The following is an 18,103-nucleotide window of genomic DNA, read 5'->3' as shown; positions in this document are numbered from 1 at the left end:
TTCTGCGCGAGAGAAGCTGATGTCGATCCGAGCCCTGATCCTGGCCGCCGTTGCCCTCGTCGGCGTAAGCGGTTGCGCCACCTCCATCCCCGCCGATCAGGTGCGCGCGCCCCAGCCCGCTCGCGCCGTCGATCTGGAAAGGTTCTATACCGGCCGCTGGCTGGAGATCGCCCGCCTGCCCATGAGCCTGACCGACGGTTGCGTGGCGGGGGCGACCACCTACGTCATCCAGTCGCCGACACGGATCGGCGTGCGCGACACCTGTCAGCGAGACACGCCGCAGGGGTCGGAGAAGGCCATCGGGGCGGCCGGCACGATCCTCGATCCCGGCTTCAACGCCAAGCTCCGGGCGCGGTATCTGGGCGGTCTGATCACCTGGGAGTACTGGGTGCTGGACCACGCCGAGGACTACAGCTGGTTCATCTCGGCCGATCCGAAGTTCGAGAAGCTGTGGATCTACACGCGCGAAGTTCCCAGCGATGCCGAACGCGCCGCCCTTGTCGAGCGGGCGCGCGCCCTGGGCTATGATGTGACCCGGCTCGAATTCCCGGCCTTCTGAGGACGCCACGATGAAGAACGGCTTCGCCCTGCTCGCGGTCTCGACCGCCGCCCTGACGGTCGCCGCCTGCGGCAGCGGCCCCCTCGCGCCCGATGGGGCGACCTACGGCGCCGACCCGACGCTGGTGACGCCGCACCGGAACGCCTTCCTGCCGACGGTAAACATCGCCCCGGCGGTGGGCTGGCCGGAGGGCGTCATGCCGACGGCGCCGCAGGGGTTCCGAGTGCAAGCCTTCGCCACCGGGCTGGATCATCCTCGCTGGCTCTATCGCCTGCCGAACGGCGACATCCTGGTGGCCGAGACCAATGCGCCGCCCAAGCCCGAAGGCGAGTCCGGCGGCATTCGCGGCTGGGTCATGGGACTGGTGATGAAGCGAGCGGGCGCGGCGCCGCCGAGCCCGAACCGCATCACCCTGCTGCGCGATGTGGACGGAGACGGGGTTGCAGAGACCAAGACGGCGTTCCTGGAGAACCTGAGGTCGCCGTTCGGCATGGCCCTCGTCGGGGATCGGCTATTCTTGGCCAATGCCGACGCGGTCGTCGCCTTCCCTTATCAGGCGGGCCAGACGCAGATCACAGCCCCCGCAACGAAGATCGCCGACCTTCCTGCGGGACGTAACCACCACTGGACCAAGAGTCTCGTCGCTTCGGCGGACGGGACGAAACTCTATGTCGGCGTCGGATCGAACTCGAACATCGGCGAGAACGGCATGGATGAGGAAGAAGGCCGCGCCGCTATCCACGAGATCGACATCGCCACGGGAGCGCAACGGATTTTCGCCTCGGGCCTCCGCAATCCGGTCGGCATGGCGTGGCAGCCTGACAGCCAGGCGTTGTGGGTCGCGGTGAACGAGCGTGACGAGCTCGGCAACGACCTGGTGCCCGACTATATGACTTCGGTCAGAGACGGCGGCTTCTACGGCTGGCCTTGGAGCTATTACGGCCAGACGGTGGATGCGCGGGTGAAGCCGCAGGATCCGGCGAAGGTCGCCTCGGCCATCGCACCCGACTACGCGCTGGGGGCGCACACCGCTTCCCTGGGCCTGACCTTCTATCAGGGGAGCGCCTTCCCGGCCGCCTACCGGCACGGCGCCTTCGTGGGCCAGCATGGGTCCTGGAACCGCGAGCCGAAGACCGGATACAAGGTCGTCTTCGTGCCCTTCTCCGACGGCGTTCCATCCGGCGCGCCGCAGGACTTCCTGACCGGGTTCCTGAATGACGAGAGCGACGCGATGGGGCGTCCGGTCGGGGTACAGGTCGATCAGAGAGGTGGGCTGCTGGTCGCCGATGACGTGGGCAACGTCATCTGGCGGGTCTCTCCGACGGGCTGACCGCCGACAGCAAAAAGCCCCGGCGCGAACCGGGGGCTCTTCAGTCGTGATCGCTCCTAGTTGAGCGGAGCCGTCTGGATCGACGGTGCCGGCGGCGTGACGGCCGGAGCCGGGGCCGCGCTCATCGAAGGCGAGGCCGTGTAGGGGCGCGGGCCGGTCGGCTCGGGCGAGACCTCCTCGCGAGGCGTGACGGCCGGCGACGGTTCGGCACGGCGTTCGACCGGAGCGGCGCGACGCTGGACGACCGGAGCCGGGGCGACTTCACGAAACACCGGGGCCGGAGTGGCGGCGGACGTCGACGGCGTCAGTGCGGCATCAGCGACCGAGCTTTCCAGCGGGGCGGGGGCAGCTTGGAGCTGCTGCGCCACGGGTGCGATTGGCGCAGGCTCGGCCAGCGGCTGAGTCTCGGCCGGCGCACCGAACATCATGGCGGCTCCCCCGCCGATCAGGGCGAGCGCGCCGATCGGTGCGAGGATCATCCACGTCTTGGGGCCCTTCTTCGAGCGCTTGGTCTGGGCATAGCGCGGAACAAAGGTCTCGGCTTCCACCGAAGTGTTACGCATCGCGTCGTCGGTATAGGTCACAGTCATCTGTGTTCCTCCAGAAGTTAGACCTTAACAACAGCCTTCGCCGACCACGGTTCCGAAACAGCATTCACGCCTTCAAGAAACACCGTTCGCGACACAAACCAGCCGCGATCGATGCTGAACGCGACCGAATCTTGGCCGATCTGGGTAGAGACCTCCATTCAACTCAAACCTGGAACAAAGGATCGCGTCGACCGAGGCTGCCCCGGACAGGCTGTCGCCGTTCAGCTTTCCCCTGCGGCGCCGACGCAACGGCGCCACGGCCAGGCGGAAACGGCGGATACCGACGTTACCGATTCTCCTGCCGGTTGACCCCGTCCCGCCGGTTGTTCATCACCGTCTGACTTAGGCCTGCATACGGAGCGACTGCGACCATGGGTTTGGCGGCCAACATCCGACGCGATCTGAAGTTCGCGGCCGGTCTCCGTCGGCTGCTGCAGCGCATCAAGCCGATCGCCCTGGATAGCGATGTCCTGGTCTGCGACGACTTCGAAGAGGCGGTCGACAAGTTCTCCGACAATATCGCGCTGGAGGACGAGCACCGCTCGCTGACCTATCGCGACCTGGACGGCATGGCGAACCGCTATGCCCACTGGGCGCGCAGCCGGAACCTGAGGCGGACCGACGTCATCGGCCTGGTGATGACCAACCGCGCCGAATACATCGCGGCATGGATGGGCTTCTGCAAGGCGGGCATTCCGACCGCCCTGATCAATACCAACCTGACGGGTCAGGCTCTGGCACACTGCTTGAATATCGCCGGCGTGGCCGTCGTGGTGGCCGACGAGGATACCTGGCAAAAGTGCGAGGAGGCGCGGCCCTTCGTCACTCGCACCATGATGCTGTGGGTCCTGGGCCTGAAGGACGCCGACGAAGTCTCGGAACGTCGCGGCCTCGACAATGCGGTGCGCAGCGGGTCGTCGGTGCGCCCGAACCGCGCCATCCGCGATGGCATCACCAACCGCGACACGGCCCTCTATATCTACACCTCCGGTACGACCGGCATGCCCAAAGCGGCGCGCATCCATCACGCGCGAGCCCGGACCTATATGCGCGCCTTCGCGGGCTGCACGGAATCGACGCCGACAGACCGGATCTTCAACGTGCTGCCGCTGTATCACTCGACCGGAGGTCTGGTCGGTGTGGGCCCGGCCCTGCTGAACGGAGGCCGTCTTATCCTGAGGCGCAAATTCTCGGCCTCCAGCTTCTGGAACGACGTGAACGCGTCCGGGGCCACCATGTTCGTCTACATCGGCGAGCTGTGCCGTTACCTGGTGAACTGCCCCGAGCAGGAGGGAGAGCGCGGGCACAAGATCCGGCTGGCCTTTGGCAACGGCCTGCGTCCCGATGTGTGGCCTGATTTCCAGTCCCGCTTCGCCATCCCGCAGATCCTGGAGTTCTACGGCTCCACCGAAGGCAACGTCTCGCTGTTCAACTTCGACGGCAAACAGGGGGCCATCGGCCGGGTGCCGAAGTTCCTCAAGAAGCAGATCAACATCCGCCTCGCGGCTTTTGACGTCGATACCGAAGAACCGGTGCGGAATGCCAACGGTCTGGTGATGGAAGCCTCGTCAGGCGAGATCGGCGAAGCCATCGGCAAGATCGGCGACGACATCCGCCACGACTTCTCCGGCTACGCCGACAAGGCCGCATCCGAGAAAAAGATTCTGACCGACGTCTTCCAGCGCGGCGACCGCTGGTTCCGGACCGGCGACCTGATGCGTCAGGACAGCGAGGGCTATTTCTACTTCATCGACCGTATCGGCGACACCTTCCGCTGGAAGGGCGAGAACGTCTCCACCGCCGAAGTCGAGCAACGGCTGGCCGATGCGCCCGGCGTGAAGGAAGTCATCGCCTACGGCGTCCCGGTGCCGGGCGCCGAGGGTAAGGCGGGCATGGTCACCCTGGTCGCCGACGGACGGTTCTCAGCCAAGGATTTCGCTGCCTACGCCGACGAGCAGCTGCCACATTACGCCCGGCCGGTGTTCGTGCGTCTGGCCAAGACGCTGGAGACGACCGGGACCTTCAAGTACCGCAAGGTGGATCTGGTCGCCGAAGGCTTCGATCCCGCCAAGGTCGATGGTCAGGTCTTCGTCCGAGGCGGCAAGTCCGGCTATACCAAGCTGACGCCCGAGGGGTTCGCGGCCATTCAGAGCGGCAACACCCGCCTCTGATCGCAAGCAGCGGTTAATCATTAACAGCGATATTCGGCGTCTCTCTCGGGGACGTCGGACCACTCATGTTTCAGATTATCGGCATCGTCGTGCTGTTCGCCATGGTGTTCGGCGGCTACACGATCGCAGGCGGCAAGATGGGGGTGATCCTTCACTCCCTGCCCTACGAGATGATGATGATCGGCGGCGCTGCGGTCGCGGCTCTGCTGATCTCGAATGCACCGTCGACCCTGAAGGGTGTGGCGGGGGGCTTCGGCCGCGTCTTCGCCGGCCCCAAATGGAAGAAGCAGGACTACAAGGACCTGCTGAGCCTTCTCTTTGCCCTGACCAAGACCATGAAGTCCAAGGGCGTCATCGCCTTGGAAAGCCATATCGAGAAACCTGGCGAGTCGTCGATTTTCCAGAAGTATCCGAAGGTCATGAAGGACCACTTCGCGATCGACTTCATCTGCGACACCCTCAGGATGATGACGATGAACCTGGAGGATCCTCACCAGATCGAGGACGCCATGGAGAAGCAACTCGAGAAACATCACCACGAGGCGCTGGATCCCGCACACGCCCTTCAGAACATGGCGGACGCCTTGCCTGCCCTCGGCATCGTCGCGGCCGTTCTCGGGGTCATCAAGACCATGGCCGCCATCACCGAACCGCCGGAAGTGCTCGGCGGCATGATCGGCGGGGCCCTTGTCGGCACCTTCCTCGGCGTGTTCCTGGCCTACGGGCTCGTCGGCCCCCTGGCGACACGCCTCACCGGCATCATCGACGGGGACGGCGCCTTCTACAAGATCATCCAGTCGGTCCTGGTCGCGCACCTGCACGGCAACGCCGCCCAGATCTCGGTCGAAATCGGTCGTGGCGACATCCCTTCGAGCGCCCAACCCTCCTTCGCGGAGATGGAAGAACACCTGGCTGCCAACCCCGTCGAGTCCTGATCGGACCTTCACGGGAAGCCTCGTTCGCCGAACACGGACGATCACGAAGCCGTGAGATTTCGCTTGCGGATGGACTCACGATCCCGTTATCTCCCCGATGGAGAGGTCTGAATGTCTCTCTCAAAAACCCTATAGGAGGATAACCCATGCGCATCGTTGCCCTGATCGCCGCTTCGGCCGCCGCTCTGGCCCTGGCCGCCTGCCAACCCGCCGCCGAAGACAAGGCCGCTGACGCTTCGGCCGACGCCGCTGCCGCCGCCGAAACCGCCACGGACGCTGCTGCGACCGCCGACGCCGCCGCAACCGACGCCGCCGCCGCCGCCGGCGAAGCCGCCTCGGCTGCCGCCATGGCTCCGGCCGAAGGCGCGATGGCCCCGGCCCCAGCCGCTGACGCCGCCATGGCCCCGGCCGCCGAAAAGGCCCCCGGTGCCCACTGAGTCCTGACGGACCTGGATTCGAGCGGAGTTCGCTTCGCTTGACGGAAAGGGATCGCCTTCGGGCGGTCCCTTTTTTCGTGCCCGCGATGCGCGGCCTTGGGTATGGAAGCGGCGATGAGAGACACCGACGACCGCGATCCGCAACTGATCTGGACGGAGGCGGGAGAGCCGCGTTCAGGGCGATATGGCGATGTCTATTTCTCCGCCGAGGACGGTCTGGCCGAGACCCGCGCAGTCTTTCTCCAGGGCTGCGACCTGCCCCAGGCGTGGAACGGTCGAAAGACTTTCACGGTCGCCGAGCTCGGCTTCGGCAGCGGGCTGAACATCGCCGCACTGCTCGACCTGTGGCGAGAACACCGACCCGAGAACGGGCGGCTGCACATCTTTTCCATCGAAAACTATCCACTGGCCCGCCACGAGGCCCGACGCGCTCTGTCCGCCTGGTCCGAGATCCACGAGGCGGCGTCGGCCCTTATCGACCGCTGGCCCGCCGCGACGCCGGGTTTCCATCGCATCGACCTGCCGGAGTTTCATGCCGTTCTGGACCTCGCGGTCGGCGAAGCGGAGTGGGCGCTGAGCCAATGGATGGGGCAGGCTGATGCGTGGTTCCTGGACGGCTTCGCGCCTTCAGTGAACCCGGACATGTGGTCCGAAGCCATCTTCGACCACATTGTCGCCCGGTCCGCGCCCGACGCGCGGGTCGCCACCTTCACCGTGGCAGGGGTTGTCCGGCGCGGGCTGGCCGAGCGCGGCTTTTTGGTCGAGAAACGGCCGGGGCATGGCAGGAAGCGTGAACGGCTGGAAGCGCGCGGTGCCGGGAATTCGATCGTTCAAGCGTCCCCCTCCGTAATCGTGATCGGCGCAGGAATCGCAGGCGCGGCCACGGCCCGCGCCCTCAGGGCGGCAGGGCTCGCTCCGATCGTGATCGAGGCGACGGGTCAAGGATCGGGTGCATCCGGATTTCCTGCCGCCTTGGTGACACCGCGCTTCGATCTCGGCGACGCCGCCGTCGCCGGTCTGTTCGCTCAGGCGCTGGAGCGTGCCGATGCCCTCTACAGCCCCCTGCCGGGCGCGGTTCTGTCACGGGGCGTTCTTCAGTTGGCCGGGACGGACCGGGACGCCGGACGGTTCGGAAGGATCGCCGAACAGCCGATCTGGGACGAAGGCGCGATCACCCGCACGGACACGGCCGAGGCCTCCCAGATTGTCGGGGAGCCCGTAGATGGGCCAGGCCTGTCGATGCGCCCCGCCTTCGTCGTGTCGCCGAACGTCGTCCTCTCGGCTTGGCTAGGGGCGGATGCCGCGCCGCCCGTCGAGGCGGCGAGTCTGGAGCAGCACGAAGACGGCTGGCGGGTGCTGGACGCGCACGGGGCCGTCCTGGCCGAGGCGGACACGGTCGTCCTATGCGCCGGGGCAGGCAATGCGGCCCTCGCGCCGGAACTGTCGTTGTCGCCCGTGCGGGGCCAGGCCGAATGGGTCGAGACCCATACCTCGGCCGCAGCCGTCGCCTGGGGAGGCTATGTCGCGCCGACCGGGAGCGGTTTCCTGTTCGGGGCCACCCACGACCGGGGCGATCTCGGCACGGAGGTTCGGGCCGGCGACACGGTTAGAAACCTGACAGCGCTGACGGCCCGCCTGCCGCGCCTCGCGGCCGGGGTCGAGCCGGGGGCTGTCCGCTCGCGCGCGGCGACGCGGGCCACGACGCGCGACCGCCTGCCCATCGCCGGCGCCCCGCATGACAGGCCGGGATTGTTCGTGGTCGGCGGGCTTGGGTCGCGCGGGTTCTGCCTCGCGCCCCTGCTGGGTGAGCATGTGGCGGCCCTGATCGCCGACCAGCCCTCTCCCCTCCCCGCCGATGTGGACGCGCGGATCACGCCCTCGCGAGCGGCCTTGCGCCCGACGTGAGGTGGGAGGACGGTCGCGGCGTCTGACTGGAAAGAGGATACGCCCATGCGCCGATCGATCGCCGCCCTCATCGCCTTGTCCGCCGTCGCGGCCTGCGCGCCTACCGGGGGCCGCACGCCCGAAGGCCGCTTCGCCACCGCCGCCGACGGTCCGCGTCAGTGCTTCGAACCCCGGCGGGTGACCAATTTCCGCCGGGGCGAGACGGATCAGCAGGTCTATGTGCGGGTCCTCGGCGGTGGCGTGTTCGAGATCGCGTCGGGCGGCTGTTTCGACCTCGGCTCGACCAATGGCCTCGCCATCACGCCCAGCATCGGCATCAGCGATCGACTGTGCGTCGGCGACGGAGCGAACATCACGGTGCTGAACTCCACGGCGCCCCAAGGTCCCTGCCTGGCCCGGGTCGTTCGGTCATTGAGCGAAGCCGAGATCGGGTCCCTGCCCGGCCGACAGCGCCCCTAAGCCTTCTGCGCATACCCAAGCCGTTCGTTCAGCTTTTCGATCAGGTCGATGGCCGTGTCGGCGATGACCGAGCCCGGCGGGTAGACGGCGGCCGCGCCCATGTCGATCAGGGTCTGGACGTCGCCCGGCGGGATCACGCCGCCGACGGTGATCATGATGTCGGGGCGGCCGAGCTTCTCCAGCTCTGCCTTCAGCGCCGGCACCAGCGTCAGGTGACCGGCCGCCAGGGACGAGGCGCCGACGACATGGACGTTGTTGGCCACCGCATCGCGCGCGGCCTCCTCCGGCGTCTGGAACAGCGGCCCGGCAACGGCGTCGAGCCCGAGATCGCCGTAGGCGGTGGCGACCACCTTCTGGCCCCGGTCGTGGCCGTCCTGACCGAGTTTGGCGATCAGGATGCGCGGCGGGCCGCCGTCGTTCTCGACGAAGGCGGCGACCATGTCGAGGGCGCGTGAGATCTTCGGGTTGGCCCCGGCCTCCTTGGCGTAGACCCCGGAGACGGTCTTCACCGTGGCGACGTGACGACCGAAGGCGGCTTCCAAGGCATCCGACATTTCACCCACCGTGGCATGGGCGCGACCGGCGCGGACGCAGAGTTCGAGCAGGTTCTCGGAGCCCTTTGCACCTTCGGTCAGGGCGATGAGGGCGGCCTGGCATTTGGCCTCGTCGCGTTCGGCGCGGAGACGTTTCAGCTTGTCGATCTGGGCGGCGAGAACGGCCGCGTTGTCGACCTTGAGCACCGGAATATCGTCGGGGGTGTCGTTCAGATAGCGGTTCACGCCGACGACGGTCTGCTGGCCCGTGTCGATGCGGGCCTGTGTTCTGGCGGCGGCTTCCTCGATGCGGAGTTTGGGCAGGCCGGCCTCGATGGCCGCGGCCATGCCGCCCAGTTCGCGGACCTCGGCCATATGGGCGCGGGCGCGCATCGCCAGTTCGTGGGTCAGGCGTTCGACGAAGAAGCTTCCGCCCCAGGGGTCGATGACCCTGGTCAGGCCGGTCTCGAGCTGGAGCAGGAGCTGGGTGTTACGCGCGATGCGGGCCGAGAAATCCGTCGGCAGGGCCAGGGCTTCATCGAGCGAGTTGGTGTGCAGGCTCTGGGTCTGGCCGCCCGCCGCCGCCATGGCCTCGACCATGGTGCGAGGCACGTTGTTGAATACGTCCTGGGCCGCCAGCGACCAGCCCGACGTCTGGCAGTGGGCGCGGAGCGACAGGCTGCGTGGGTCTTTCGGGGAGAACTCCGCCTGCACCGCCTCGGCCCACAGCAGGCGGCCGGCGCGGAGCTTCGCCACCTCCATGAAATAGTCCATGCCGATGGCCCAGAAGAAGCTGAGGCGCGGCGCGAACCGGTCGACATCCATGCCCGCCGCGACGCCTGCGCGGATGTATTCCAGTCCGTCGGACAGGGTGTAGGCCAGCTCCAGGTCGGCGGAAGCTCCGGCCTCCTGCATGTGGTAACCGCTGATGGAGATGGAGTTGAACTTCGGCGTCTCCTGCGCCGTCCAGGCGAAGATGTCGGCGATGATCCGCATCGAGGGGCCGGGCGGGTAGATGTAGGTGTTCCGGACCATGAACTCCTTGAGGATGTCGTTCTGGATGGTCCCGGTCAGGGCCTTGTGCTCGACGCCCTGTTCCTCGGCCGCGACGACATAGAGGGCCAGGATCGGCAGGACGGCGCCGTTCATGGTCATGGACACCGACATCTGATCCAGCGGGATGCCGTCGAACAGGGTCCGCATATCGAGGATGCTGTCGATGGCGACGCCCGCCATACCGACGTCGCCGGCGACGCGCGGATGGTCCGAATCGTAGCCCCGGTGGGTGGCCAGGTCGAAGGCGATCGATAGTCCCTTCTGACCGGCCGCGAGGTTCCTGCGATAGAAGGCGTTGGAGGCCTCGGCGGTGGAGAAGCCCGCATACTGACGCACGGTCCAGGGGTTGGACGCATACATGGTCGGATAAGGACCGCGCACGAAAGGCGCGAAACCGGGCAGGCCGTCCGTGAAGCCGAGGTCGGCGATGGCAGCCGCGTCGTAGGTCGGCGCGATGTCGATGCCTTCGGGCGTCCGGATGGGAGCGCGGTCGAGGGCGCCGTCGAGGGGCGACAGGTCGAGGGCGGCCTTGGTGAAATCGGGGATGCTCATGCCGCCGCTCCTTCGAAGGCTTCGGCCCAGCGCAAGGGCGGCAGCGGCGGACAATTGTCCCCGTCAGAAGCGAACGGCTCGGCCGTCGAAACCTCGTTAGAGACGGGGCGGACGTCGGCGTCGACGAACTTTGTGACACCGACCATCTGGCCGCCGCCTTCCGACAGAGTGGCCTTGCCCGCCGCGCGTGACGCCGCGATTCGCTGTTGCAAGGCTCCGCCGCGAAGGGAGGCGACGATCCCGCCCTCGCGTTCGATGCGCTGGAACTCGGCCCAGCCGGCCTCGGCGAGATCCCGCGTCCGGTGGTCGAGGAACCAGGATCCGGCGGCGGGGTCGGCGACGCGGCCGATGTGCGCCTCCTCCATCAGAATGATCTGGGTGTTGCGGGCCTGCCTGCGGGCAAAAGCGTCGGGGCGGCCCGAGGCGCGGCTGAAGCCGTCCAGCACCACGGCGTCGGCGCCGCCCACGGCGCCGGCGAATCCGGCGGCCGTCAGGCGTAGAAGGTTCGGCCAAGGGTCGGTCGCGGCCAGCATCCGGCGAGAGGAGCGGGCCTCGATCCGGGCCGGAGTCTCAGACCCATAGGCTCGGCTGATGGAGCGCCAGATCAAGCGGAGCGCCCGGACCTTGGCCAGGCTGTCGAAATATTCGGCGTCGACGCTGACGCCGAAGACGGTTCCTGCGAGCGCCCGCTCGATCGGCAGGCCCGCCTCCAGGGCGGCATTGAGATAGACCGTGGCCGCGGCGGCGGCGAAGCCCAGTTCCTGACCCGCCGAACCACCCGCTTCATGCGCGGCGCGGCCGGTGGCGAGGAAGAAGCTGGCCTCGGGATAGGCGCCGGCATGGCGGGCGGCGGTGTTGGCGGCGAGGCTGAGGTGTTCCTCAATCGGGCGTGGTGATCCACCCGTGGCGGCGAAGGCGCTGAGCGGGTCCAGGTGGAACATCAGCTTGGCGCGAGGAGAGCCCTTGGCGACGACCGCCAGGGCGTTGGCCGCGTCCGGCCCGGCCAGACCGGCGTCGAGACCGACAGGCGCCAGTTCAAGCGCCACACCGTTGAGCGCCCGGCCGAGCGGTTCGGAATCGGCCAGGACCGAGCCCGACAGGAGGACCGATGCCGCGCCGCCTTCGAGGTCGGCGAGGATGGCGGCGTTCACGGCCTGCGGGTCATCGCCCTCGACCTGGGTGCGCAGGTCCCAGGGACGGCCGTCGGCATCGGAAGCACGGGGGGCGAAGACCGCTTCGGCGGCATTGGCGCGGCCGTAGAGGGGGCGGGTCGTCAGATGATCCGCGTCGAGATGGACCAGACCCTCGATCGGTTTGCCCTTCAGAGCCTTCTCCGCCTCGACGCGCCAGTCGGCGGGTGATGGGATGGGGAAGGCGTTGGGCATGGGGACTCCGGCGCGGTTGATGCGCCGTATTGCTACTCAGGGCACCGGGCGTCCAGCCGGTCGATCCGGGAAGCGACTCCAAAAAGCGACTCGACAGAGTCGACAGAGTCTACAGTTTCGCGTCCGGACGCCGGCTTTCAGGCGAGGACCGACAGTATAGGCCCGCTCAGCAGCCCGTCGAAGATAAAAGCCACGCCCTTTGTTTCGATTGGTGAAAAGGGCCTTTTCGGTGCCAACAACAAACGAAAACCCCCCTCCCTTTCGGGAGAGGGGTTCCAAGGGATTAGACCTTGGCCGCCTCGTACTTGGGCGACAGGAGGTGGATTAAGAGCAGCGCCACCAGGTAGGCCGAGGCGGCAACCACGAAGATGGGCGTGTAGCTGCCGATCTGGTCGAGGACGTAGCCGGCGTATTTGGCCATGGCCATGCCGCCGAAGCCACCGATCATGCCGCCGATGCCGACCACCGAGCCCACGGCGGAGCGCGGGAAGACGTCACCCGGCATGGCGTAGAGGTTGGCCGAGAAGCCCTGGTGCGCGGCCGTCGCGATGCCGATGACCAGGACGGCCAGCCACATGTTGTCGATATTGCCGGCAAAGGCGACGGGCGTGACGGCCAGGGCGCAGATCAGCATGGTCAGCTTCCGCGCCGAGCCCAGGCTCATGCCGCGCTTGAGGAACTGTCCCGACAGCCAGCCGCCACCGATCGAACCGACGTCCGAGAGCAGATAGATGGCGATCAGGGGCGGGCCGAAGGTCAGCAGATTCAGGTCGTACTGCGCGCCCAGGAAGCCCGGCAGCCAGAAGAGGAAGAACCACCAGATCGGGTCGATCAGGAACTTGCCGAGCGCATAGGCCCAGGTTTCCTTGACCGTCAGCAGCTTCAGCCAGCCGATCTTGTGGGCGGGATCGGGCGCGTCCTGGGAAATCCAGTTCAGCTCGGCCGGGGTGACCTTCTTGTGCTCGCCCGGGCGCTTGTAGATCATGAACCAGACGGGAACCCACAGGAACCCGAGCGCGCCCACGATGATCAGGGCCATGCGCCAGTTGGGCTCTTCGGCCGTGCCGAGCCAGACCGAGGCGATCAGCGGGATGATCAGCGGGGTGATGATGGCGCCGATGTTGGTGCCGGCGTTGAACAGTCCGACGGCGAAGGCGCGTTCCTTCTTGGGGAACCACTCCGTCACGGCCTTGATGCCCGCGGGGAAGCCGCCGCCCTCACCGATGCCCAGCGCCACACGGGCGAAGATGGCGGTGTTCAGGCTGCGGATGCCGGCGTGGGCCAGGAAGGCGATCTGCCATATGATGAAGGCGATGCCGAAGCCCCAGCGGGCCCCGATCTTGTCGACCAGTCGTCCCCACAACAGGTAGGAGACGGCATAGGCCGCCTGGAACCAGAAGACGATGTCGGCATAGTTGGTTTCGGTCCAGCCGAACTCGTCCATCAGGGTCGGCTTCAGGACGCCCAGCGCCTGACGGTCGACGTAGTTGATGACCATGGCCGCGAACAGCAGCCAGACGACGACCCAGCGATACTTGCCCGAGGGCGGCTGGATCTGGATGGGTTCGGCCTTGGCCGCGGTGGTGTCTGTCACGCCCCGTTTCCTCCTGTTTTCAGGCCCCGACCCGTCTTGTCACCGTGAAAGGCGCAACGGGTTCCGACCTCACTGAACACTTACGCTCCGGCCCTCACGACCGTGCAATGGATCTCGCCGACGCCCGAGAACGAGCAGACCGACTTTGCGCCCGCATGGACGCGGTGAACCCCGGTGACCGCGCCGGTGGAGACCAGCGTCCCCTCCGTCGCCGGCCGTCCGCGACGGGCCAGATTCTCGAGCAGGAACCGCACCGATTCGACGATGCCGCGCGGGATAGAATCGGCCGTGCCGCCGCCGATGACGTCACCGTCGATACGGGTTTCGACCTCGATGCCCGGCAGACGCGCGGCCCAGTCCTCGATCTCTGCGCCCAGGATCAGACCGCCGTTGTTGCCGAAGTCCGACGCGACCACGGCCGAGCCGAGGTCGTTGATGGTGGTCAACGGACTGCCGGCCAGTTCGATGCCGATGTGCAGCCCTGCGATGGCGGCGGTCGCCTCTTCCAGCGTCCAGGCCAGTTTTTCGGGATCGACCGGGCCCATGCGGGCGACGAACTCGGCCTCGACGGCGGCGAACCCACCCTCGATTTCGGGCAGAGGCGTCGGCTCGGCCGAGGGGGACCACAGGTTCCGGCGGAAGATCGGGCCGGCCAGGCGATGGATGCCCAGGGCCGGCTGCTGAGCCGGCGGCACCATGCCGACCTTCCAGCCGACGATCTGATCGGGGAACAGGCTGATGGCGATGTCCTGGGTCGCGTAGGCCGTGGCCATGTCGCGCGGGATCTGGCCCGGATACTCGGCCATGCCGGTGTTCGACAGGCGCGCCTCAACGAAGCGCGCAGCGATATCCGCGACGCCGTCGGTCGGCGCAAGGGCGTCCGCCGCGCTCATGCCGCGACCGCCGAAAGATGTTGAATGCCCGTCACGCGCCGTCCCGATAGGTATGCCAGATGCCGATCTTTTCGTCGGTGACAGATGATTGAAGGGGAAGGAAACCGGTGTCAACGCCCTTGCGGACATCGGTGTCATCACGAACCGGAACGATGGCGTCGCAGGCGGAGCGGTTGTAAGGCTGGATGGCTCACAGCAAGAGGTCGAGCTTGACCGACGACGAACCGACATCCGCACGCAGCGGCATGAAGCCCGGAAAGCGGCCTACGATCAACGACGTGGCGCGGATCGCGGCGGTCTCGAAGAAGACCGTTTCGCGGGTGATCAACCAGTCACCCTTCGTGCGCGAAGAGACCCGCGTGCGGGTCAACGCCGTGATCGAGGACCTGGGTTTCACGCCCGATGCGCAGGCGCGCGGACTGGCGTTCCGGCGGTCCTTCCTGGTCGGGCTGATCTACGACAACCCCAGTCCCAACTATGTCGTGAACATGCAGCAGGGCGTGCTGGACGCGCTGCGCGGGTCCGGGCTGGAGCTGGTCGTGCACCCCTGCCTGCGGACCTCCGACACCGTGGTCGCCGACATCCGCACCTTCGTGGAACGCCAGAAACTGTTCGGCGTGATTCTGCCCCCGTCGATGTCCGAAGACGAGCGGGTCATCGACGTGCTGCGCGAGCTGGACTGCCCCTATGTCCGTATCGCCTCGGTGTCCCTGGACGAGGCCGGGTCGATGCTGGTCACGAACGACCATCTGGGCGCGGCGGAGGCGGGACGACATCTGGCCGATCTGGGCCACAGCCGGATCGGCTTCATCTCGGGGCCTGAGCTGTTCCGATCCAGCGCCGTGCGCGGCGGCGGCTTCCGCGAGGGGCTGGCCGAAAAGGGGCTGACGCTGGACGACCGCTATGTGGCGGTGGGCGCCTATACGTTCGAATCGGGGGTCGAGGCGGCCAAGACCCTGCTGGCGCTCGATCCGCCGCCCACGGCCATCTTCACCGGCAACGACGAGATGGCGCTGGGCGTGTTCAAGGCGGCGCGGGACATGGGTCTGGAGATTCCCCGGGACCTGTCGGTGGTGGGCTACGACGACCTGCCGATGGCGTCGCGGGTATGGCCGAACCTGACCTCGGTGCGGCTGCCGATCCGGGACATGGGCCGGATGGCGGCGGAGAAACTGCTGGCCCCGATGCGGGGGCTTGATCCGGCGAAGCTGAACCAGCCGGAGGTAAGACCGTCGCTGGTGGTGAGGGATTCGGCGAAGACGCTCTGAGACGAAAGAGGCGGCCCCTTCGGGCCGCCTCCATTTGCGGGCTTAAGCCGGTTCCGACACCTTCGCGCCGACGAGGCCCTTGATGTAGTCGCGGATGCCGGCGTCGGTGGCGTTGGCGAAGAAGTATTCCTGGAACTTCTCGCCGGCGACGGCTGCCTTGAGCAGGTCCTGGTCGACGTTCTTCAGCACCGTCAGCATGTCGTGGCAGGTCACGGCCTTCAGATCCTTCAGGATGCCGCGGTTCGTGGCCATGATCTGGGCGCGCTCCTTGGGATAGCCCAGGCCGCGTTCGCCTTCGAACAGCTTGCGATAGACGTCCTGCAGGTTCAGTTCGGCGGCCCAGCCGAAGCCCTTTGCGTAGGGCATGGCGATGGCGTTGCCGTCGTTGATCTGGCCGAACAGGAAGGCGTCGGTCGGGTCGATGATCAGACCGCAGAAGACGCCCGGCATGGCGTTGGCGGCCAGCATCGAGCCCGTGCCCGTGCCGCAGCCGGTGACGACGAAGTCAGCGGCGCCGGAGTTCAGCAGAATGCCTGTCAACAGGCCATTCATGACGTAGGTCAGCGAGGCCTTATCCTCGGGCGCGTACATGCCGTAGTGGAAGACTTCGTGGCCCAGCGGGACGGCGACGGCGGTCAGGGCATCGTGGACGACCGAGCTCTTGGCGGCCTGGCTGTTCTCGATGATCAGGGCGATTTTCATGGGTTTCCTCTGGGCAAGACTTTGGGGGATGCGAGGGCCTTTACCCCTTCGCGGGATCATTTGCATCTGGTTTTGACACCGGTTACCAAGCAGCCAAACGCCGGTGGGAGGATCGCCGCATGTATCGCAAGACCTATCACGCCACCCATCCGGATTCGATGGCGGGCGCATCGAACGACGATCTGCGCGATCGCTATCTGATCACCGACCTGTTCGCCCCGGGCGAGGTGCGGCTGAACTACAGCCACTACGAGCGGATGGTGATCGGTGGCGTGGAGCCAGGATCCGGCCCCGTCAGCCTGCCCAGACAGACAGAGCCGGCGTCGGCGGCGGGCCAGCCCTATCTGGAACGCCGCGAGATGGGCGTCATCAATGTCGGTCAGGCCGATGGGGTCATCATCGTCGACGGCCAGACCCTGACCCTGAAGCCCAAGGACGGTCTCTATATCCCGATGGGATCGGCCGAGGTCAGTTTCTCCGGCGCGACACGGTTCTATCTGGTCTCGACGCCCGCTCATGCGGCCCACCCGCTGGTACTGATCCCGCAGGGTCAGGCGACCTCGATGAAGCGCGGCGCGCTGGAGACCTCGAACGCGCGGACCATCCATCAATACATCGTGGCGGGGACCGTGAAGTCCTGCCAGCTGGCCCTGGGCCTGACGATCCTGCAGCCCGGCAGCGTGTGGAACACCATGCCGCCGCACACCCACGACCGCCGCTCGGAAGCCTATTTCTATTTCGACCTCGGCGAGGCCAACCGGGTGTTCCACGCCATGGGCGAGCCCGACAAGCTGCGGCATATCGTGATGGCCGACGGCGAGGCCGTGGTCAGCCCGCCGTGGTCGGTTCACATGGGTGCGGGCACATCGAACTACGCTTTCATCTGGGCGATGGGCGGCGAGAATATCGACTATACCGACATGGACGTCCTCGACGTCAGCCAACTGAAGTAGGGACATCATGGCCAATCCATTCAGCCTCGCGGGCAAGGTCGCCGTCGTCACCGGCGGCAACACCGGCATCGGTCAGGGCATCGCCCTGGCGCTCGCCGACGCGGGTGCCTCCATAGCCTCGGTCGCGCGCCGCGCCTCGGACGACACGGTCGGCCAGTGCCTGGCCAAGGGGGTCAAGGCGATCTCGATCCAGGCCGACCTCGGCTCCATGGAGCCGATCGAGCGCATCGTGAAGGAAGCGACCGAGGGCCTGGGCCCCATCGACATCCTGATCAACAACGCCGGCATCATCCGCCGCGCCGACGCTGTGGACTTCACCGAGGAAGACTGGGACGACGTCATGAACGTCAACCTGAAGTCGGTCTTCTTCCTCTCACAGGCCGTGGTGCGCGACATGATCGCGGGCGGCCGCCGCGGCAAGATCATCAACACCGCCTCGATGCTGTCCTATCAGGGCGGAATCCGGGTGCCGTCCTATACGGCGTCCAAGTCGGGCGTCGCGGGCCTGACCAAACTCATGGCCAACGAGTGGGCCAGGCACGGCATCAACGCCAACGCCATCGCCCCCGGCTATTTCGCCACCGACAACACCCAGGCGCTTCAGGACGACCCGGTCCGCTCGAAGGAAATCCTCGGCCGGATTCCCTCGGGTCGCTGGGGCCAGCCTTCGGACATCGGCGGGGCGGCGGTCTTCCTGTCGTCGGCGGCGTCGGATTACGTCCAGGGCATCACACTTCCGGTCGATGGCGGCTGGCTCGGTCGCTGATCAGCGGCTAGCTTA

The 18,103-nt window shown here is 66.9% G+C and carries 16 protein-coding genes; 10 read left to right on the top strand and 6 right to left on the bottom strand.

Translation table 11 applies throughout. From position 1 onward, the window contains the following. The first annotated feature begins 19 nt into the window (after window positions 1-19). Window positions 20-559 carry a lipocalin family protein gene (locus ACW171_RS14820; protein WP_492094296.1) on the top strand — a complete coding sequence of 180 codons (540 nt, stop codon included), beginning with the start codon at window positions 20-22 and terminating at the stop codon, window positions 557-559. Between the two features lie 10 nt (window positions 560-569). Next, on the top strand, window positions 570-1,889 hold the full coding sequence (locus ACW171_RS14815) for a PQQ-dependent sugar dehydrogenase (protein WP_492094294.1): 1,320 nt from the start codon (window positions 570-572) through the stop codon (window positions 1,887-1,889). Window positions 1,890-1,945: 56 nt separating this feature from the next. Here ACW171_RS14815 and ACW171_RS14810 read toward each other — a convergent pair whose 3' ends face one another. Continuing rightward, window positions 1,946-2,479, bottom strand: coding sequence for a hypothetical protein (locus ACW171_RS14810; protein WP_492094293.1), 534 nt, complete (start codon window positions 2,477-2,479; stop codon window positions 1,946-1,948). Window positions 2,480-2,850: 371 nt separating this feature from the next. On the opposite strand from ACW171_RS14810, the gene ACW171_RS14805 reads away from it, so the two are divergent. The 5 genes from ACW171_RS14805 to ACW171_RS14785 all read left to right on the top strand — a co-directional run bounded on the left by ACW171_RS14805 (window position 2,851) and on the right by ACW171_RS14785 (window position 8,386). Continuing rightward, complete coding sequence (locus tag ACW171_RS14805) at window positions 2,851-4,650, top strand: long-chain-acyl-CoA synthetase (protein ID WP_492094291.1); 1,800 nt, start codon at window positions 2,851-2,853, stop codon at window positions 4,648-4,650. 65 nt (window positions 4,651-4,715) lie between these two features. Continuing rightward, window positions 4,716-5,585, top strand: a complete 870-nt coding sequence (motA, locus tag ACW171_RS14800) for a flagellar motor stator protein MotA (protein WP_492094290.1) — start codon at window positions 4,716-4,718, stop codon at window positions 5,583-5,585. Window positions 5,586-5,731: 146 nt separating this feature from the next. Further along, the gene (locus ACW171_RS14795; protein WP_492094288.1) at window positions 5,732-6,022 is read left to right on the top strand and encodes a hypothetical protein; all 291 of its coding nucleotides are present in this window, start codon (window positions 5,732-5,734) and stop codon (window positions 6,020-6,022) included. A gap of 114 nt (window positions 6,023-6,136) precedes the next feature. Beyond that, window positions 6,137-7,927: an FAD-dependent 5-carboxymethylaminomethyl-2-thiouridine(34) oxidoreductase MnmC1 gene (mnmC1, locus tag ACW171_RS14790; RefSeq protein WP_492094286.1), complete on the top strand. Its 1,791-nt coding sequence runs from the start codon at window positions 6,137-6,139 to the stop codon at window positions 7,925-7,927. 45 nt (window positions 7,928-7,972) lie between these two features. Beyond that, window positions 7,973-8,386, top strand: a complete 414-nt coding sequence (locus ACW171_RS14785; protein ID WP_492094284.1) for a hypothetical protein — start codon at window positions 7,973-7,975, stop codon at window positions 8,384-8,386. On the opposite strand, the gene scpA is transcribed toward ACW171_RS14785, so the two are convergent. From scpA to ACW171_RS14765, 4 genes are all read right to left on the bottom strand, one after another. Beyond that, window positions 8,383-10,527, bottom strand: coding sequence for a methylmalonyl-CoA mutase (scpA, locus tag ACW171_RS14780; protein ID WP_492094282.1), 2,145 nt, complete (start codon window positions 10,525-10,527; stop codon window positions 8,383-8,385). The two genes, ACW171_RS14785 and scpA, sit on opposite strands and share 4 nt — an antisense overlap. Further along, window positions 10,524-11,912: a methylmalonyl-CoA mutase family protein gene (locus ACW171_RS14775; RefSeq protein ID WP_492094280.1), complete on the bottom strand. Its 1,389-nt coding sequence runs from the start codon at window positions 11,910-11,912 to the stop codon at window positions 10,524-10,526. The genes scpA and ACW171_RS14775 overlap by 4 nt, the downstream gene beginning before the upstream one ends. 283 nt (window positions 11,913-12,195) lie before the next feature. Continuing rightward, complete coding sequence (locus tag ACW171_RS14770; RefSeq protein WP_492096645.1) at window positions 12,196-13,410, bottom strand: MFS transporter; 1,215 nt, start codon at window positions 13,408-13,410, stop codon at window positions 12,196-12,198. 176 nt (window positions 13,411-13,586) lie between these two features. Next, window positions 13,587-14,399, bottom strand: a complete 813-nt coding sequence (locus ACW171_RS14765) for a 2-keto-4-pentenoate hydratase (RefSeq protein ID WP_492094278.1) — start codon at window positions 14,397-14,399, stop codon at window positions 13,587-13,589. Window positions 14,400-14,584: 185 nt separating this feature from the next. Between ACW171_RS14765 and ACW171_RS14760 the strand changes: the two genes are divergently transcribed. Continuing rightward, window positions 14,585-15,667, top strand: coding sequence for a LacI family DNA-binding transcriptional regulator (locus ACW171_RS14760; RefSeq protein WP_492094276.1), 1,083 nt, complete (start codon window positions 14,585-14,587; stop codon window positions 15,665-15,667). A gap of 42 nt (window positions 15,668-15,709) precedes the next feature. Here the strand turns inward: ACW171_RS14760 and ACW171_RS14755 are convergent, their stop codons facing one another. Further along, window positions 15,710-16,369: an RpiB/LacA/LacB family sugar-phosphate isomerase gene (locus tag ACW171_RS14755; protein WP_492094274.1), complete on the bottom strand. Its 660-nt coding sequence runs from the start codon at window positions 16,367-16,369 to the stop codon at window positions 15,710-15,712. A 119-nt stretch (window positions 16,370-16,488) separates the two neighbouring features. Here ACW171_RS14755 and kduI point away from each other — a divergent pair, with 119 nt between their 5' ends. After that, the gene (gene kduI, locus ACW171_RS14750; protein WP_492094272.1) at window positions 16,489-17,322 is read left to right on the top strand and encodes a 5-dehydro-4-deoxy-D-glucuronate isomerase; all 834 of its coding nucleotides are present in this window, start codon (window positions 16,489-16,491) and stop codon (window positions 17,320-17,322) included. Between the two features lie 7 nt (window positions 17,323-17,329). Next, window positions 17,330-18,088 carry a 2-dehydro-3-deoxy-D-gluconate 5-dehydrogenase KduD gene (kduD, locus tag ACW171_RS14745; protein ID WP_492094270.1) on the top strand — a complete coding sequence of 253 codons (759 nt, stop codon included), beginning with the start codon at window positions 17,330-17,332 and terminating at the stop codon, window positions 18,086-18,088. The last annotated feature ends 15 nt before the right edge of the window (window positions 18,089-18,103 follow it).

Source organism: Brevundimonas sp. FV1ye28 (genome assembly GCF_058681135.1).
This window is presented reverse-complemented; position numbering and strand designations above follow the sequence as displayed.

Excerpts from the sequence above, each read along its gene's own strand:
- ACW171_RS14820 (WP_492094296.1), top strand. The coding sequence starts at position 20 with ATGTCGATCCGAGCCCTGATCCTGGCCGCCGTTGCCCTCGTCGGCGTA.
- ACW171_RS14815 (WP_492094294.1), top strand. The coding sequence starts at position 570 with ATGAAGAACGGCTTCGCCCTGCTCGCGGTCTCGACCGCCGCCCTGACG.
- ACW171_RS14810 (WP_492094293.1), bottom strand. The coding sequence starts at position 2,479 with ATGACTGTGACCTATACCGACGACGCGATGCGTAACACTTCGGTGGAA.
- ACW171_RS14805 (WP_492094291.1), top strand. The coding sequence starts at position 2,851 with ATGGGTTTGGCGGCCAACATCCGACGCGATCTGAAGTTCGCGGCCGGT.
- motA (WP_492094290.1), top strand. The coding sequence starts at position 4,716 with ATGTTTCAGATTATCGGCATCGTCGTGCTGTTCGCCATGGTGTTCGGC.
- ACW171_RS14795 (WP_492094288.1), top strand. The coding sequence starts at position 5,732 with ATGCGCATCGTTGCCCTGATCGCCGCTTCGGCCGCCGCTCTGGCCCTG.
- mnmC1 (WP_492094286.1), top strand. The coding sequence starts at position 6,137 with ATGAGAGACACCGACGACCGCGATCCGCAACTGATCTGGACGGAGGCG.
- ACW171_RS14785 (WP_492094284.1), top strand. The coding sequence starts at position 7,973 with ATGCGCCGATCGATCGCCGCCCTCATCGCCTTGTCCGCCGTCGCGGCC.
- scpA (WP_492094282.1), bottom strand. The coding sequence starts at position 10,527 with ATGAGCATCCCCGATTTCACCAAGGCCGCCCTCGACCTGTCGCCCCTC.
- ACW171_RS14775 (WP_492094280.1), bottom strand. The coding sequence starts at position 11,912 with ATGCCCAACGCCTTCCCCATCCCATCACCCGCCGACTGGCGCGTCGAG.
- ACW171_RS14770 (WP_492096645.1), bottom strand. The coding sequence starts at position 13,410 with ATGGTCATCAACTACGTCGACCGTCAGGCGCTGGGCGTCCTGAAGCCG.
- ACW171_RS14765 (WP_492094278.1), bottom strand. The coding sequence starts at position 14,399 with ATGAGCGCGGCGGACGCCCTTGCGCCGACCGACGGCGTCGCGGATATC.
- ACW171_RS14760 (WP_492094276.1), top strand. The coding sequence starts at position 14,585 with ATGGCTCACAGCAAGAGGTCGAGCTTGACCGACGACGAACCGACATCC.
- ACW171_RS14755 (WP_492094274.1), bottom strand. The coding sequence starts at position 16,369 with ATGAAAATCGCCCTGATCATCGAGAACAGCCAGGCCGCCAAGAGCTCG.
- kduI (WP_492094272.1), top strand. The coding sequence starts at position 16,489 with ATGTATCGCAAGACCTATCACGCCACCCATCCGGATTCGATGGCGGGC.
- kduD (WP_492094270.1), top strand. The coding sequence starts at position 17,330 with ATGGCCAATCCATTCAGCCTCGCGGGCAAGGTCGCCGTCGTCACCGGC.